The following is a 15,293-nucleotide window of genomic DNA, read 5'->3' as shown; positions in this document are numbered from 1 at the left end:
TCAGGCTACAGGGAATTAGCCTAGAAAGTAGGTAAACATGAAATGGATAAAACATAAATGGGTCATCAGCACCCTCCTTCTAATCAGTATCTTTTCTGCAGTGCTCCTATACAACCATCTCACTGTTCAGAAGGACGAAGTCAAGTATGATGATTTTTCAACAAAAGTGGATAAGATTTTACTATTCGGTGATAAGCAACAGTATGTGGTTGGCCTTAATAAAGAAGGTCACGAAAGTGGTGCTGAGCCAACTCAAAATTATCTGGTATCTCAGGAGCGTAGGATGCAGGAACGTCTTGCCAATAATAATCATCAGCTAGAGGGAGATTATTGGTATCTGATTCTACATGACTTGCGTACGAAGGATTTTAAGGAACGGAAGATTGATCTCTATAAGGAGCTATATAGATATGATTATCAGCTCCAACCATGGGGTTGGGATCCTGTCTATTATAATGGGAAAGATTATGTGGCTGTGTTGGTATCTCTTAAAGAAGAACCTGATAGTCGCAATGGTCGATACCTATTTTTGGATTTAGAGACAGAGAAATTTCAGGAAGCTCCACAAGGTTTTGATGCCAAGACTTATATGGAGGAGATGGATATGGGGTTTGGTCCGACAAACCTTCGTGAGGCAATGAAGCCTAATAATGTAGGGGTTTTAATGTGGCATATTTCTTTCCTTGACACAGGTAAAGATTTCCCAAAGAATAGAAATATTAATTTTTATAAAGAAAATCCAAGCATCATAAACCTAATGCAGGAAGACAAACTATTTGAAGTAAATTTGCGTAAGGGACAAAACACAAAAGAGTCTGTCTTTGAGGATATGCGTCATTGGTTTGCGCCAATCGGTCAGGATAAAATAGATGTTGTAGCTACCAATCCTGAAACAGGCGAGCAAACTCCCATCAACTCATATAAAGATATGGAAGCTTGGTGGGATCAGCATTAAGCCATACGTAAAAAGTAGGTATATATGAAATGGATTCTATTGCACTATTTATGCTTACATCAATCAAAACGCTTGCACTTGCAAGCGTTTTTTGTTATGATTAAAGGGTCTTCAGGGCAGGGTGAAATTCCCGACCGGCGGTAAATTTAACTAGTTATTTTAGCTTTCTCGTCGTTGTCTTGTCTCGATATACTTTAAGTATTATCTTCGACTGCGACGCCTAGATAAATCTAAAATATCTTAGCCAAATAAGTCCGCGAGCGAAAGCTGATGTGGTGCAATTCCACAACCGACAGTATAGTCTGGATGGGAGAAGACGAAAGGCGTTATTGCCTGGCCGGTTGGTCGTTTTAATTTTATTTTAAGGGTATTTTATATACTCTTATAAATTCTGAAAGGATTTTTCGGGCCTTGTGTTAACAGCCTTCCAGCTTCTCTAATTTTTATAAATTGGAGGAACCTGTTATGACAAATACGCGCAAAATGGCGATAGTTGCGGCTCTATCTGCACTATCATTCCTGCTCATGTTCTATCAAATCCCTTTGGTAGCCGAGTTTCTAAAGTTGGATTTTTCGATTATTCCGATTTTACTAGCCTTGGTTCTCTTGGATTTTAAGAGTTCTGTAGCAGTTCTGCTCATTCGCTCTGTTTTAAAATTGGCCTTAAATGGTCATGGAGTGGAAACCTTGATCGGTTTGCCAATCAATATTGTGGCGATTCTGGTCTTTGTCCTCTTCTTTGCTCTTTTCTGGGAAAAGAAGAGAGATTTGATGAGCTATTTGCTTGCATCTTTCCTAGGAATTCTTTCCTTGACTGCAAGTATGCTGGCGCTGAATGCTTTTTATGCCATTCCGCTTTATGCTCGTTTTGCAAACTTTGATATCGGTCAGATCATTGGTGTAAGTAAGTATCTGCTGACCATGATTGTTCCCTTTAACCTATTAGAAGGAGTGATCTGGGCGGTGGCTTTCTGGCTGATTTATACGCTTTTGACACCCGTTCTAAAACGCTATGAAAAATAAACAATCTTATCTAACAAAGGGCTCTTTTGCCCTTTTACTTTTCGTCATACTAGGCTACATGGTCAAGTTTTATCCAGAGCAGCTAGTTGCCTTTGATAGCCCGATTCAGACCTGGCTGCGAGGGGACTTGCCCACAGCTTTGACGACATTTTTCAAACTGGTTACTAGTTTAATTGACCCGCTGGGGATTATTATCTGGGTTTCTGCCCTAGTCCTTTTTTTCCTTTATAAAAAATGGAAGATCGAAGCTGCCTTGCTAGCGGGAAATCTGGTCTTACATGGGATTTTGATTAAGCTGATTAAACTCCTTTACCAAAGAAGCCGACCTAGTATCTTACATTTGGTCGAAGAGAGTGGCTATTCTTTCCCGAGCGGACATTCCATGGCGACAGCCATTGTGGTGGGGACTTTGATTATTATCGTTCAGCAACGGATGCAAAATCAACAAATCAAGCGTCTGGTACAGGGCTTGCTCTTGCTCTTTATCTTGACCATTATGGCATCCAGAGTCTATCTGGGCGTGCACTATCCGACGGATGTGATTGGAGGAGCCTTGATGGGCTTTGTCATTCTCAATATCGAATTTCCCTTTTATGACAAACTGCGCTTTCAGTGGCGTTTCAAGGGAAAGCAGAAATAAATAGAGATGAGAAGAGGCTGGGACAAAAGTCCTAGCCTCTTAATTGTCTTTGGATTGTCGAGCAAGACGCAGTGGTTGAGTGGGCTCTACTAGGCTGATTTCATTAGCTTTTACAGCCCTACTCAACTGTGCAGAGGTGGGACGACGAAATCGAATTCTGACGAATTACCGATTTCTGTCCCACTCTCTTTTGTCTTGACAAAGGAGGCCTCTTTATTTAAGATAAGAGCAAGTGAGATGGGGGAGATTAGCATGTCCGTTTTAAATCAAGAAATCATAAAGTCGGTTTTAGTTCTTGTGGATGAGATTCCTGCTGGGCGCGTGGCAACCTATGGTCAGATTGCTCGTTTGATTGGACGGCCTAAAAACGCCCGCTTGGTGGGGAAGATCCTCAGTCAGTCGGAGCTTTATGGCGGTAAGCATCCTTGCCATCGGGTGGTCAATGCGGCAGGGCGTCTCGCACCGGGCTGGGAAGAGCAAGCGCACTTGCTTTGGGCAGAGGGAGTGGACTTGAAGGCCAACGGTTGTGTGGACCTCAAGAAATATCAGTGGGAGCCATGATTTTCTTCTTTCTTAGTGAAAGAGGAAATTTTTGTTTCTAGGCTCCTTTTTGTGGTAGAATGGAAGGTATGAAATCTTACAATTCTTTGAATGATTATTATCGAAAACTTTTTGGAGAAAAGACCTTTAAGGTGCCTATTGATGCGGGCTTTGACTGTCCCAATCGGGATGGGACGGTGGCGCATGGAGGCTGTACCTTCTGTACCGTTTCGGGTTCTGGTGATGCCATTGTGGCACCTGATGCCCCCATTCGGGAGCAGTTCTATAAGGAAATTGACTTTATGCACCGCAAATGGCCAGATGTTCGCAAGTATCTGGTTTATTTCCAGAACTTTACCAATACTCACGAGAAGCTTGAAGTGATTCGTGAGCGTTATGAGCAGGCCATCAATGAGCCAGGTGTCGTTGGACTCAATATCGGGACTCGACCGGACTGTTTGCCTGACGAGACCATCGCCTACTTGGCTGACCTGTCCGAACGCATGCATGTGACCGTGGAGCTGGGGCTTCAGACCACCTACGAGGAGACTTCAGACCTTATCAACCGTGCTCATTCCTATGAGCTCTACGTGGAAACGGTCCAGCGAGTTCGTAAGCTGGCTCCCAAGGCGGAGATTGTCTCTCATTTGATTAACGGCCTGCCGGGTGAGACCCATGAGATGATGCTGGAGAATGTCCGCCGCTGTGTGACGGACAATGACATTCAGGGTATTAAGCTCCACTTGCTTCACCTGATGACCAATACCCGCATGCAACGGGATTACCATGAGGGACGGCTGCAGCTACTCAGTCAGGAGGAGTATGTCTCCATCATCTGCGACCAACTGGAGATTATCCCCGAGCATATCGTCATCCACCGTATCACAGGCGATGCCCCGCGAGATATGCTGATTGGCCCTATGTGGAGCCTCAATAAATGGGAAGTGCTCAATGCCATTGAGGCAGAAATGCGTCGCCGTGGCAGCAAGCAAGGCTGTAAAGCAAAGGAGCAGAAATTCGTATGTTAAGACCTTTACAAATGGCTCATGATTTTTTGGCTGAAGTCGTGACCAAGGAAGATACTGTGGTGGACGCTACTATGGGCAACGGACATGACACCCTTTTTCTGGCTAAATTGGCTAAGCAAGTCTATGCTTTTGACATTCAGGAGCAGGCTGTGGAAAAGACTCGCCAGCGCTTGGCAGAAGCTGACTTGGACAATGCCCAGCTAATCTTGGCTGGCCATGAGACTCTGGACCAATACACAGACCATTTCAAGGCCGCTATTTTTAATCTTGGCTACTTGCCTTCGGCGGACAAGTCTGTCATTACACGACCCGCTACGACGCTGGAAGCTTTGGAAAAGGTCTGCCAAGGCTTGGCAAAAGGCGGCCGTGCAGCTATCATGATTTACTATGGGCATGAAGGGGGCGAAGTTGAAAAAGATGCGGTGCTTGACTTCGTCAGTCAGCTGCCTCAGCAGGATTTCACTGTCGTCCTCTACAAGACAATCAATCAGATTAACAATCCGCCTTTCTTGGTCATGATTGAGAAATTAAAAGAAAAATAAGGATTCCAAGGTTGCTAAAAACTTTCTGAGGAATCATTTGGAGAAAAAATGGACAAGCAATATTTGCATGAAAAATTGGCTGGCTTACGAAACAAATACGTCGAGTCTGCCAACGAAGAAACGAATGCTGGCTTTTTGGACGAGGCCAAAATGAATAAAAAAATGCTGCGAATCAAGAAAAAATTGGTGAATTTAGAAATGGAGCGCTGCCAAAAGATGATTGAGCACCGCGACCTATCCAAAATTGATCAAAAGATTTCGGCGCAAAAAGAATTGTTTAAAGAGTGCTGCCAGCAAAGATAAAGGAGGTTCAGAGTGGAAATCCTTCTCTACACGATTGTTTTTTTGCTCCTGTTGGTTGTATCGAATGTGACCAATCGCTTCCTGCCCCAGCTCCCCTTACCCTTAGTTCAGATTGTGCTGGGAATTTCACTTGGTTTTATCCTTCCTCAGGAGAAGTTTCACTTGGATACAGAGCTGTTTTTGGCCTTGGTGATCGGACCCTTGCTCTTTCGGGAAGCTGAGGAAAGCAATATTACTAGTATCCTCAAACATTGGAGAATCGTTTTATACTTGATTTTTCCAGTTATCTTTATTTCAACGGTTGGCTTGGGCTATCTGGCTCATCTTATCTGGGGAGCCTTGCCCTTGGCGGCCTGTGTTGCCGTAGGAGCAGCTCTGGGGCCGACAGACTTGGTTGCCTTTGCTTCTCTCTCAGAGCGTTTTTCCTTCCCCAAGCGGGTGGAAAATATCCTAAAAGGAGAGGGCTTGCTCAATGATGCGTCTGGTCTGGTGGCTTTTCGTGTCGCCCTTCTGGCCTGGACCACAGGAAGTTTTTCCTTAGGAAAAGCTAGTATTTCCTTAGTTCTTTCAATTATCGGTGGGTTTGCCATCGGGATGCTCAGTGCTGGCCTCAATCGCTGGCTACATAAGCTCTTGATGAGTGCCCAAGTGTCAGATATTGCCAGTGAGCTCTTGCTGGAGCTGAGCCTACCCTTGGTCACCTTCTTTTTAGCAGAGGAAATCCATGTTTCAGGGATTATCGCAGTAGTCGTCGCAGGTATCTTTAAGGCCAGTCGCTTCAAGCGGATTACGCTTCTGGAAGCGCAGGTAGATTCGGTCACGGAGACCATCTGGAATACAGTTAATTTTATGCTTAATGGCTCGGTCTTTATCATTTTAGGAATGGAACTGGAAATGATTGCAGAGCCAATCTTAAAGAGCCCGATTTACGATAATCTCTTGCTGTTAGTAAGCATTGTTCTTTTGACTTTCCTGCTCTTTGCCCTTCGGTTTGTCATGTTGTTCACTTTTTACTTCATTCGAATTAGAAGATTGCACAAGAATTTTGGGAACTACCTGAAGGAAATGCTGCTGCTGACTTTTTCAGGTGTCAAAGGAACCGTCTCCATTGCCACCATTCTCTTGATTCCGAGTCAGCTTGAGCAGGCCTATCCTTTGCTGCTTTTCTTGGTGGCGGGTGTCACCTTTCTGAGCTTTATGACAGGCTTGCTCACTCTTCCGCATCTATCTGAGGAGAGAGAAGAGGAAGCCGAGCACCTGATGCACATTGCTATTTTAAATGAAGTGGTGGGTGAACTGGAAGCGAGTCTCAAGCAGGCCAAGGCTAAGGCACCTCTCTATGCGGCTATTGACAATTACCATGGCCGGATCGAAAATCTAATCCTTGAACAGGAAGATAAGGCCACTCAGCGAGATTTGGCAGCTCTGAAATTATTGATTTTGAGTATCGAAAATGATGGTCTGGAGCAAGCTTTTGAGGAAGGAAAAATCAGCGATCGCAGCTATCACATCTATCAGCGTTACCTGCAAAATATCGAGCAGGGAATCAATCGCAATCTGGCTTCTAGCTTTACCTATATGTTTCTTGTTACGCTGCGTGTATTGCGCATGTTGCTCCATGAAATCGTCACTCTTGGTGCCAGATGGCGCTCTTGGAGGCAAGGGGGAGCTAAGCGTTTGACTGCCGAGGACATGGAGGATATAGCAGAGCTTTACCTGTCCAATACCGAAGTCATTATCGAAAGTTTGGAACACCTAAAAGGGATCTATAAGCCCTCGCTGATTACATTCTTGCAGGAATCTCGACTAAGGGAAACGGAGATCATCGGCAGCGGTGCCTTCATCGAGCGGGTTATTACGCGTATCAAGCCTAACAACATCTCAGAAATGATGTGGGGCTACTATCTGGAGAGAAAAATCATCTTCGAATACGAGAAAAATAAATTAATCTCAAGCAGCTATGCCAAACGCCTGCGCCAAAATGTCAATAATTTAGAAAATTACTCATTGAAAGAAAGAGCTAATACCTTGCCCTACGACATGGTTAATTACGCTAGAGGACACTAAAAGCTAAGTCTATCCAGTGAGCTCCACAGGAGATGATAAGGAATACTTGGCTAGCTTGTTTTCTATATTTGCTGGTGAAGCGTCTTCTAAAAAATAAAATAAAACAAGAAGAGAGCGGACAAAGCAGCCGTTCTCTTCTTATTTTATCTTTTAAAGTTTATCGAGATGCAAAGCCAAAGTCAGTTAGCTTTTGCTTTCATCGAGCTTGGTTTTTTCTGTCTCTGATTTTTTGGCTGACTTGATGAGAATTTTGCCATTGCTGGTCATGATAGCTTTGAGATCTTTTTCGCTTGGATTTTCCAGATAGAAGTCAGTAATAGCATCTTCGATATGATCCTGGATGGTGCGGCGCAGTGGGCGAGCCCCCATTTTGGGATCGTAGCCTAAATCGACCAGCTTTTCTTTGACTCTCTCTGTGACATCCAGATGAATGTCGTTGGTTGCCAAGCGCTGGTTGACATCGTCCAGCATGAGGTTGACGATTTGCATGAGGTTGTCCTTGCTGAGTGGCTTAAACTCGATGATGCCGTCGAAGCGGTTCATGAACTCAGGGCTGAAGAAGTTGCCCAATTCACCCAAGACGGAATTGGTGCGGCCTTCACGAGCTGCCCCAAAGCCAACGCTGGCTTCAGCTTTGCCCGTTCCGGCATTGGATGTCATAATGATAATGGTGTCCTTGAAGCTGACAGTCCGACCTTGACCATCGGTTAGGCGGCCATCATCCAAAACCTGCAGGAACATGTGCATAACATCAGGATGGGCCTTTTCTACCTCATCCAGTAGAATGAGCGAGTATGGATTGCGGCGGACGCGCTCAGTCAACTGGCCAGCCTCTTCATAGCCGACGTAGCCTGGAGGCGCACCAACCAGCTTGGCCACGCTATGCTTTTCCATGTATTCACTCATGTCAAAACGAATCATGCTGTCAGCCGAGCCAAAGAGCTCAATGGCTAGTTGCTTAGATAGTTCAGTCTTACCGACACCAGTTGGGCCGACAAAGAGGAAACTTCCGATTGGACGATTAGGACTTCCTAGTCCGACCCGATTGCGGCGGATGGCTTTGGCAATCTTATCCACGGCATCATCTTGGCCGATGACGTGGGCTTTTAAGTCGCTGGCGAGATTGACCAGTTGAGACTGTTCCTTTTCTTTGAGATCGCCAACTGGGATATTGGTCTTTTGCTCCACGATGTGCTCAATTGTTTTCTCGCTGATAATGGGAATATCGTTATCCAGCACGCTCGTTTTTTGGAGTTCCTTGTATTTGGCAATCTGGTCGCGGAAGTAAGCTGCTTTTTCAAAGTCTTCGTCACGGGTTGCTTGAGCCTTGAGATTTTCGGCCTCAATCAGACGTTGGTCAATGACCTTAGGATCAACAAAATTGAGGGTCAGATTCATCTTAGAGCCTGCTTCGTCCAAGAGATCGATAGCCTTGTCTGGCAGGAAGCGGTCTTGGATGTAGCGGTTGGAGAGAAGGGCAGCTGCTTCAATAGCCGCATCTGTGTACTTGACGTGATGGTAGTCTTCGTATTTCTTTTGAATACCCTTGAGAATGGTAATGGTTTCTTCAACAGTCGGCTCGTCCACCTTAACTGGCTGCATACGACGTTCGAGGGCTGCATCTTTCTCAATGATACGGTATTCATTGAGAGTAGTTGCTCCGACCATTTGGAGTTCGCCACGAGCCAGAGCTGGTTTAAGAATGTTTCCAGCGTCCATATTGCCATCGCCAGCTGAGCCCGCTCCGACAATTTCATGGATTTCATCGATAAAGAGGATGATGTCTTCACGAGAGCGAATTTCATCCATGAGCTTCTGCATCCGCTCTTCAAATTGGCCACGAATACCAGTCCCCTGTACCAAGCTGACTACGTCGAGACGGATAACTTCCTTGCCTTGGAGTTTATGAGGCACATCCCCATCCACAATCTTCTGGGCTAGACCTTCGACCACGGCTGTTTTTCCGACACCAGGCTCTCCGATAAGGACAGGATTGTTCTTGGTACGGCGGTTGAGGATTTCGATGACACGGGTAATCTCTTCGTCCCGACCGATGACAGGATCAATCTCTCCTTTACGAGCAATCTCAGTCACATTGATACCAAACTCTTCTAGGAGACCTTTCGGCTTTTGCGGAGCCTGTTGGCGCGGACCAGATCCACGGTTGGAATTGCCACCATAGCCACCGCCACCGTAGCCTCCTCCAGATTGAGTTGGTGGGATATTTGGATTTGGTTCTTGCGGTTGTTGGAAATTACCAAGGCTGTTAAAGAAATCATCAATAGGGTCAATTCCTTGGTTGTTAGCCTGAGCGAGTCCTCGAAAAAGACTATTGTTAGGGTCTGTTTTCATGATTTGATAGCAGTTTTGACAAAGGTCAATCTGCTGCTTATTTCCATTTACATTTGTATAGAGATGAATGGTTGATTCATTGATTTTACAATTTTGACAAAGCATATTCTACCTCTTTCTTTGGCCGTGAATCCACCTATTTTTAAATGGTCAAAAATAGTCAAAGTATTATAGTTTCATTATATCAGTATTCTTACACAATGCAAGAATTTACTACAAAATCCTCCCTGAGATTGATTCTTTGAGAAATTATAGAGCGAAAATGAGAAAAAAATCGTCTTTTACTGGTATTTCAGTTTCTTTTTGTGGTAAAATAGGAAAGAAGCAAGTAAATAGGAGAAATAAAATGGAATCACATTTAGTTAGAATCATCAATCGTTTGGAAGCTATGGCCAAAGATGGTGGAAATTTAAAACGTAATTTTGAACGTGAAGGAGTGGTTGTTGCCGAAGTGGCTTACAGCTACGACGAAGAAAATGGTTCAGTGTTTACTCTGCGTGATGTGGCAGCGCGTGAGACTTATACTTTCGATAGTATTGATTTGATTGCCATGGAAATTTATGAATTATTATACTAAAAAGCAGGTTTCTGCTTTTTTGTTTTGCTTGTCACCCCAGTCTTTCATCCTATAACATTATATAAGAAAAATGTATAAGTGGGACAGGAGGATTTCTGATATAATGGATAATTATATGAAAAAGAAATGAGAAAAGCATGGCAAACATTATTGACGGAAAGGCTTTAGCGGAGAAACTCCAAGCAAAACTTGCAGAAAAAACAGCAAAACTAAAAGAAGAGACAGGGCAAGAACCTGGTTTAGTGGTGATTTTGGTAGGAGACAATCCAGCCAGTCAGGTTTATGTGAGAAATAAAGAACGGTCCGCTCTAGCTGCAGGCTTCCGCAGTGAAGTTGTGCGCTTGCCTGAGTCAACGAGTCAGGAAGAATTGTTGGCCTTGATTGCTAAATATAATCAGGATTCGGCTTGGCATGGCATCTTAGTTCAGCTTCCTTTGCCAGCTCACATTGATGACGAAGCGGTTTTATTAGCCATTGATCCAGAGAAGGATGTAGATGGCTTTCATCCGACTAATATGGGGCGGCTTTGGTCAGGACATCCTTTGATGATCCCTTCTACACCAGCAGGAATCATGGAAATGTTCCGCGAATATAAGGTGGACTTGGAAGGCAAGAATGCGGTGGTGATTGGTCGTAGTAATATTGTCGGTAAACCCATGGCTCAGCTTCTGTTGTCTAAAAATGCGACTGTTACGTTGACGCATTCAAGGACCCATCATTTAGCTAAAATTGCCAAGAAAGCAGATATTTTGGTGGTGGCTATTGGACGTGGGCACTTTGTAACCAAGGACTTTGTCAAGGAGGGAGCTGTCGTGATTGATGTCGGCATGAACCGGGATGAAAATGGCAAGCTGATTGGCGATGTTAAGTTTGACGAAGTGGCTGAAGTGGCTAGTCTCATTACTCCAGTTCCAAAGGGAGTCGGACCGATGACCATTACCATGCTGATGGAGCAGACCTATCAAGCCTTTGTCAGAAGTTTGGAGAAAGAGTAGGGAAGTAGCATTTATCTGACGAATTTCTTCCTTCACTCATTTTTGGCAATTTTATGGCTAGAGGCTCTTAGGCAAGAAACTAGAGAGATACGATAAAGCGAGGCTGGGTCAAGCTTTCCCGCCTCGTTTTTTCATAGGCAGATTGGACTTGTTTTTGCAAGTGGATTGAGTGATTTTTCTAAATTTTGAAAACATAAGAGAAAACCGTGAAATCATTTAGAAAATACAGTATAATAAGATTAGAATAAAAAACTAGAGGAGGCTTCACATGGCAGTAAAAGATTTTATGACGCGTAAGGTTGTATACATTAGTCCAGACACAACGATTGCGCATGCGGCAGATATTATGCGTGACCAAAAACTGCATCGCCTGCCCGTGATTGAAAATGATAAGCTGGTAGGTCTTGTGACAGAAGGAACGATTGCGGAAGCAAGTCCATCAAAGGCGACGAGCTTATCTATTTACGAAATGAACTACCTTCTGAATAAAACCAAGGTAAAAGATGTTATGATCCACGATGTGGTGACTGTTTCTAAATATGCCAGCTTGGAAGATGCGACCTATTTGATGCTGAAAAATAAAATTGGAATTTTACCAGTTGTGGACAATGAGCAGGTCTATGGCGTCATTACAGACCGCGACATCTTCAAGGCCTTTCTGGAAGTTTCTGGCTACGGCGAAGAGGGTGTCCGCATGCGCTTTGTCACAGAAGATGAGGTCGGTGTGCTGGCTCAGATTATCACCTTGCTCGTCGAAGAAAATCTCAATATTTCAAATACGGTCAACATTCCTCGGAAGGATGGCAAAGTTGTCATTGAGGTACAAATTGACGGAGATATTGACTTGGCTGCCTTGAAGACTAAGTTTGAAGCACACGGTATAAAAGTAGAAGAGATTAGCCGTACCAGTGCAAAAGTTTTATAGAGTAAAAGAGAGTGAGACAGAAATCGGTAATTCGTTAGAATTCGATTTCGTCGTCCCACCTCCGCACAGTTGAGTAGGGCTGTAAAAGCTGATGAAATCAGCCTAGTAGAGCTCACTCAACCACTGCGTCTTGCTCGACAATCCAAAGACAATTGAGAGGCTAGGACTTTTGTCCCAGCCTCTTTATTTTCTTGCCAATTGGCTTCCTAAGATGATATAATCAAAAGGACTGCAATCAATGATAGAGGAGAAAAAATGAGTATCTTAGAAGTAAAAAATCTCAGCCACGGTTTCGGAGACCGGGCTATTTTTGAGGATGTATCCTTCCGCCTGCTCAAAGGAGAGCATATCGGCCTGGTCGGTGCCAATGGCGAGGGAAAGTCGACCTTTATGAGCATTGTGACGGGTAAAATGCTGCCAGACGAAGGTAAGGTCGAGTGGTCCAAGTATGTGACGGCTGGCTATTTGGACCAGCATGCTGTGCTGGAGCAAGGTCAGTCTGTCCGAGATGTCTTGCGCACGGCCTTTGACGAACTTTTCAAGACCGAGGCCCGCATCAATGAAATCTATATGAGCATGGCTGAGGACGGAGCGGATGTCGATGCCCTGATGGAAGAAGTGGGTGAGCTGCAGGACCGCTTGGAAAGTCGGGATTTTTATACGCTAGATGCTAAAATCGACGAAGTCGCGCGTGCTCTAGGTGTCATGGACTACGGTATGGAAAGCGATGTGACAGAGCTATCTGGTGGACAGCGGACCAAGGTTCTCTTGGCTAAGCTTCTTCTGGAAAAGCCAGATATCCTGCTTTTGGACGAGCCGACCAACTATCTGGATGCGGAGCATATTGACTGGCTCAAGCGTTATCTACAAAACTATGAAAATGCTTTTGTTCTGATTTCCCACGATATTCCTTTCTTGAACGATGTAATCAATATTGTTTACCATGTAGAAAATCAGCAGTTGACCCGCTATTCTGGTGATTATTATCAGTTCTTAGAGGTCTATGAGATGAAAAAATCTCAGCTGGAAGCAGCCTATGAGCGCCAACAGAAGGAAATAGCGGATCTCAAGGACTTTGTAGCCCGCAACAAAGCTCGGGTAGCGACCCGTAATATGGCCATGTCTCGCCAGAAAAAGCTGGATAAGATGGACATTATTGAGCTGCAAAGTGAGAGACCAAAGCCTTCCTTTGATTTCAAGCCTGCCCGTACACCTGGCCGTTTTATCTTCCAAGCCAAGGATTTGCAGATTGGGTATGACCGTCCACTGACCCAGCCTCTTAATCTGACCTTTGAGCGCAATCAGAAAGTGGCGATCATCGGGGCAAATGGGATTGGAAAAACAACTCTTTTGAAGAGTCTTTTGGGGATTATCCCACCAATCGCTGGGGAAGTTGAGCGAGGGGATTATCTGGAGCTGGGTTATTTCGAGCAGGAAGTGGAAGGCGGCAATCGTCAGACACCGCTGGAAGCAGTCTGGAATGCCTTTCCGGCCCTGAATCAGGCTGAAGTTCGAGCTGCTCTGGCCAGATGTGGCTTGACTTCCAAGCATATCGAGAGCCAGATCCAAGTTCTTTCAGGTGGCGAGCAGGCCAAGGTCCGACTTTGTCTCCTCATGAACCGAGAAAATAATGTTCTGGTTCTGGACGAGCCGACTAACCACTTGGATGTAGATGCCAAAGAGGAGCTCAAGCGCGCTCTGAAAGAATACAAGGGCAGCATCCTTATGGTCTGCCACGAGCCTGATTTTTATGAAGGATGGATGGATCAAATCTGGGATTTCAATCAACTAACTTAAAAAGCTATTAAGGCGGTTTTGCTTGCAGAGACGAGGAGGATTCACTTAGTCACTTGCAAGCAGCCGTTTTTAATAGCTTTAGTTTTAAATGTTAGATAGTTGCAAATGCAACTGTATTGTGTTATACTTCTTCTTGTCGGGAGTTTTGGATTTTCTGTAAGATATGATCCAACTGAAAGAGTTCAGATGAAGTCAGTTGATGCAGACTAGCCTGAATATATCTGTCCTCATAGCCAATCAGCTTATCATATACTTTTAGTGCAGGAGTCAGTGGATAGAGCTCCTTGAACTTCTTATTCTGAGCTTTGGTCTTTTTGATAATCAAGCCTCTTTCCTCCAGCTTTCTTAGAGAGCGGCTCAAGGTAGTCTTGTCAATCTGAACCAGCTCTGCCAGCTGAGATTGATGGATGGCAGGATGTTCGACAATGCGAGTAAGAATGAGAAAGAGATTATTATCAAGCCCGTATTGGCTAGCTTCTTGGTTCATTCTCATCATGGCTTGACGGGAGATGAACCCCATTTGACGAAATAACTGACGATAATCCATAAGAACTCCTTTTATAGTTGCATTTACAATGATTATATAATAAAGCAAGGATGGAAACAAGTATGTGGTATAAAAAATATTTTCCAGAGTTGGACACACTGGAGTTTTACAAGATTTTAAAACTGCGGATCGATACCTTTGTTGTCGAGCAAGAGCGAATCTATCATGAATTGGATGAGAAAGATCTAACAGCTGTGCACATTTTCCATGTAAATGAGCAAGAGGAAGTGGATGCCTATGCCCGCGTGTTTGAGGAAGATGAAAAAGTCGTTTTTGGCCGCCTTGTGACTGCCCTGTCAGCCAGAGGAAAGGGCTTGGGGAATAGATTGGTAGAGGAAATCTTGCTTCTTTGTGAGAAAAAGTGGCCGAGAAAAATGATTGAAATCGAAGCTCAGGAGCAAGTCGTGGGGCTTTATGAAAAATTTGGTTTTGTAACTGAGGGAGAGTCTTTTATCTTTGAATCAACGCCTCATATCAAAATGATTTACAAAAAATAAAAAATCCAGTTGATGAACCACCTCTAATGATGGTGTCTCAACTGGATTTTGTTTTCTTAAAACATGGAGTATTCATCGGCTAACATGACTGTCTCTCTACCGTCATTGTCCACAACGTAGATCATTCGAGGATAGAAGGGGTCAAACTTATAGGTAAAATCAAAGGAGATAAGTGTATCGAGATGGTCCTCAGAGAAGCGGAAAGTCAACTTGCCCTTGTTATTGATCAATTCAAAGCGAATCAGGTTATTCAGGGGAAAGACATCTTTAAGGAAGTTGTCGATGATGTACCAGAAAGTGTCAATCACATCATCTGGAAGGCTAGTGATGGCGCCAAAGCTGGCATAGCGACCACGAGTATTGGTAAAAGCCATGAGACTCACTCCTTTCTGGAAACCTAGCTGCGGTAGACCAAATATCAGTCATTTAGTGTGACACAGCAATATTGTTGGTTCTATCATACAAGAAATAAGTAGGAATTGCAAGAAATTGCTTCCTTGCTGGA

The 15,293-nt window shown here is 44.3% G+C and carries 16 protein-coding genes and 1 riboswitch; of the genes, 13 read left to right on the top strand and 3 right to left on the bottom strand.

Translation table 11 applies throughout. From position 1 onward, the window contains the following. The first annotated feature begins 37 nt into the window (after nt 1-37). The 8 genes from I872_RS07685 to I872_RS07650 all read left to right on the top strand — a co-directional run bounded on the left by I872_RS07685 (nt 38) and on the right by I872_RS07650 (nt 7,098). Nucleotides 38-955 (top strand): hypothetical protein, encoded by a 918-nt coding sequence (locus I872_RS07685; RefSeq protein WP_015605563.1) that lies wholly within the window; start codon nt 38-40, stop codon nt 953-955. Between the two features lie 103 nt (nt 956-1,058). Next, nucleotides 1,059-1,277: riboswitch (FMN riboswitch) on the top strand. 143 nt (nt 1,278-1,420) lie between these two features. After that, on the top strand, nt 1,421-1,978 hold the full coding sequence (locus I872_RS07680; RefSeq protein ID WP_015605562.1) for an ECF transporter S component: 558 nt from the start codon (nt 1,421-1,423) through the stop codon (nt 1,976-1,978). Continuing rightward, nucleotides 1,968-2,618, top strand: coding sequence for a phosphatase PAP2 family protein (locus tag I872_RS07675; RefSeq protein WP_015605561.1), 651 nt, complete (start codon nt 1,968-1,970; stop codon nt 2,616-2,618). Before I872_RS07680 ends, I872_RS07675 begins: the two co-directional genes overlap by 11 nt. Before the next feature lie 252 nt (nt 2,619-2,870). Continuing rightward, on the top strand, nt 2,871-3,179 hold the full coding sequence (locus I872_RS07670; RefSeq protein ID WP_015605560.1) for an MGMT family protein: 309 nt from the start codon (nt 2,871-2,873) through the stop codon (nt 3,177-3,179). A gap of 59 nt (nt 3,180-3,238) precedes the next feature. Then, nucleotides 3,239-4,186: a tRNA modification radical SAM protein MnmL/YtqA gene (mnmL, locus tag I872_RS07665; RefSeq protein WP_041826825.1), complete on the top strand. Its 948-nt coding sequence runs from the start codon at nt 3,239-3,241 to the stop codon at nt 4,184-4,186. Further along, on the top strand, nt 4,180-4,728 hold the full coding sequence (gene mnmM / locus I872_RS07660; protein WP_015605558.1) for a tRNA 5-(aminomethyl)-2-thiouridylate-methyltransferase MnmM: 549 nt from the start codon (nt 4,180-4,182) through the stop codon (nt 4,726-4,728). Before mnmL ends, mnmM begins: the two co-directional genes overlap by 7 nt. A gap of 48 nt (nt 4,729-4,776) precedes the next feature. Beyond that, entirely contained in the window at nt 4,777-5,031 is a 255-nt protein-coding gene (locus I872_RS07655) for a hypothetical protein (protein WP_015605557.1), read from the top strand. Between the two features lie 12 nt (nt 5,032-5,043). After that, on the top strand, nt 5,044-7,098 hold the full coding sequence (locus tag I872_RS07650) for a cation:proton antiporter (protein WP_015605556.1): 2,055 nt from the start codon (nt 5,044-5,046) through the stop codon (nt 7,096-7,098). Nucleotides 7,099-7,281: 183 nt separating this feature from the next. Here I872_RS07650 and I872_RS07645 read toward each other — a convergent pair whose 3' ends face one another. Next, the gene (locus tag I872_RS07645) at nt 7,282-9,555 is read right to left on the bottom strand and encodes an ATP-dependent Clp protease ATP-binding subunit (RefSeq protein WP_015605555.1); all 2,274 of its coding nucleotides are present in this window, start codon (nt 9,553-9,555) and stop codon (nt 7,282-7,284) included. Nucleotides 9,556-9,796: 241 nt separating this feature from the next. On the opposite strand from I872_RS07645, the gene I872_RS07640 reads away from it, so the two are divergent. From I872_RS07640 to I872_RS07625, 4 genes are all read left to right on the top strand, one after another. After that, nucleotides 9,797-10,027 carry a DUF1797 family protein gene (locus I872_RS07640; RefSeq protein WP_002896146.1) on the top strand — a complete coding sequence of 77 codons (231 nt, stop codon included), beginning with the start codon at nt 9,797-9,799 and terminating at the stop codon, nt 10,025-10,027. A 137-nt stretch (nt 10,028-10,164) separates the two neighbouring features. Continuing rightward, entirely contained in the window at nt 10,165-11,022 is an 858-nt protein-coding gene (locus I872_RS07635; protein ID WP_015605554.1) for a bifunctional methylenetetrahydrofolate dehydrogenase/methenyltetrahydrofolate cyclohydrolase, read from the top strand. Nucleotides 11,023-11,290: 268 nt separating this feature from the next. After that, nucleotides 11,291-11,947 carry a CBS domain-containing protein gene (locus I872_RS07630; protein ID WP_015605553.1) on the top strand — a complete coding sequence of 219 codons (657 nt, stop codon included), beginning with the start codon at nt 11,291-11,293 and terminating at the stop codon, nt 11,945-11,947. Between the two features lie 255 nt (nt 11,948-12,202). Further along, nucleotides 12,203-13,744: an ABC-F family ATP-binding cassette domain-containing protein gene (locus tag I872_RS07625; RefSeq protein WP_015605552.1), complete on the top strand. Its 1,542-nt coding sequence runs from the start codon at nt 12,203-12,205 to the stop codon at nt 13,742-13,744. Between the two features lie 121 nt (nt 13,745-13,865). Here the strand turns inward: I872_RS07625 and I872_RS07620 are convergent, their stop codons facing one another. Further along, nucleotides 13,866-14,291: a MarR family winged helix-turn-helix transcriptional regulator gene (locus I872_RS07620; RefSeq protein ID WP_015605551.1), complete on the bottom strand. Its 426-nt coding sequence runs from the start codon at nt 14,289-14,291 to the stop codon at nt 13,866-13,868. 62 nt (nt 14,292-14,353) lie between these two features. Between I872_RS07620 and I872_RS07615 the strand changes: the two genes are divergently transcribed. Further along, the gene (locus I872_RS07615) at nt 14,354-14,788 is read left to right on the top strand and encodes a GNAT family N-acetyltransferase (protein ID WP_015605550.1); all 435 of its coding nucleotides are present in this window, start codon (nt 14,354-14,356) and stop codon (nt 14,786-14,788) included. A 56-nt stretch (nt 14,789-14,844) separates the two neighbouring features. Here I872_RS07615 and I872_RS07610 read toward each other — a convergent pair whose 3' ends face one another. Next, nucleotides 14,845-15,162, bottom strand: coding sequence for a DUF960 domain-containing protein (locus I872_RS07610; protein ID WP_015605549.1), 318 nt, complete (start codon nt 15,160-15,162; stop codon nt 14,845-14,847). Nucleotides 15,163-15,293 lie beyond the last annotated feature (131 nt).

This window comes from Streptococcus cristatus AS 1.3089, from assembly GCF_000385925.1.
Lineage (GTDB): Bacteria > Bacillota > Bacilli > Lactobacillales > Streptococcaceae > Streptococcus > Streptococcus cristatus_B.
This window is presented reverse-complemented; position numbering and strand designations above follow the sequence as displayed.

What these genes read in the sequence shown, in the direction of transcription:
- I872_RS07675 (WP_015605561.1), top strand. Translation starts at nt 1,968, where the DNA reads ATGAAAAATAAACAATCTTATCTAACAAAGGGCTCTTTTGCCCTTTTA.
- I872_RS07630 (WP_015605553.1), top strand. Translation starts at nt 11,291, where the DNA reads ATGGCAGTAAAAGATTTTATGACGCGTAAGGTTGTATACATTAGTCCA.
- I872_RS07635 (WP_015605554.1), top strand. Translation starts at nt 10,165, where the DNA reads ATGGCAAACATTATTGACGGAAAGGCTTTAGCGGAGAAACTCCAAGCA.
- I872_RS07610 (WP_015605549.1), bottom strand. Translation starts at nt 15,162, where the DNA reads ATGGCTTTTACCAATACTCGTGGTCGCTATGCCAGCTTTGGCGCCATC.
- I872_RS07640 (WP_002896146.1), top strand. Translation starts at nt 9,797, where the DNA reads ATGGAATCACATTTAGTTAGAATCATCAATCGTTTGGAAGCTATGGCC.
- I872_RS07655 (WP_015605557.1), top strand. Translation starts at nt 4,777, where the DNA reads ATGGACAAGCAATATTTGCATGAAAAATTGGCTGGCTTACGAAACAAA.
- mnmM (WP_015605558.1), top strand. Translation starts at nt 4,180, where the DNA reads ATGTTAAGACCTTTACAAATGGCTCATGATTTTTTGGCTGAAGTCGTG.
- I872_RS07670 (WP_015605560.1), top strand. Translation starts at nt 2,871, where the DNA reads ATGTCCGTTTTAAATCAAGAAATCATAAAGTCGGTTTTAGTTCTTGTG.
- I872_RS07685 (WP_015605563.1), top strand. Translation starts at nt 38, where the DNA reads ATGAAATGGATAAAACATAAATGGGTCATCAGCACCCTCCTTCTAATC.
- I872_RS07625 (WP_015605552.1), top strand. Translation starts at nt 12,203, where the DNA reads ATGAGTATCTTAGAAGTAAAAAATCTCAGCCACGGTTTCGGAGACCGG.
- I872_RS07615 (WP_015605550.1), top strand. Translation starts at nt 14,354, where the DNA reads ATGTGGTATAAAAAATATTTTCCAGAGTTGGACACACTGGAGTTTTAC.
- mnmL (WP_041826825.1), top strand. Translation starts at nt 3,239, where the DNA reads ATGGAAGGTATGAAATCTTACAATTCTTTGAATGATTATTATCGAAAA.
- I872_RS07680 (WP_015605562.1), top strand. Translation starts at nt 1,421, where the DNA reads ATGACAAATACGCGCAAAATGGCGATAGTTGCGGCTCTATCTGCACTA.
- I872_RS07620 (WP_015605551.1), bottom strand. Translation starts at nt 14,291, where the DNA reads ATGGATTATCGTCAGTTATTTCGTCAAATGGGGTTCATCTCCCGTCAA.
- I872_RS07645 (WP_015605555.1), bottom strand. Translation starts at nt 9,555, where the DNA reads ATGCTTTGTCAAAATTGTAAAATCAATGAATCAACCATTCATCTCTAT.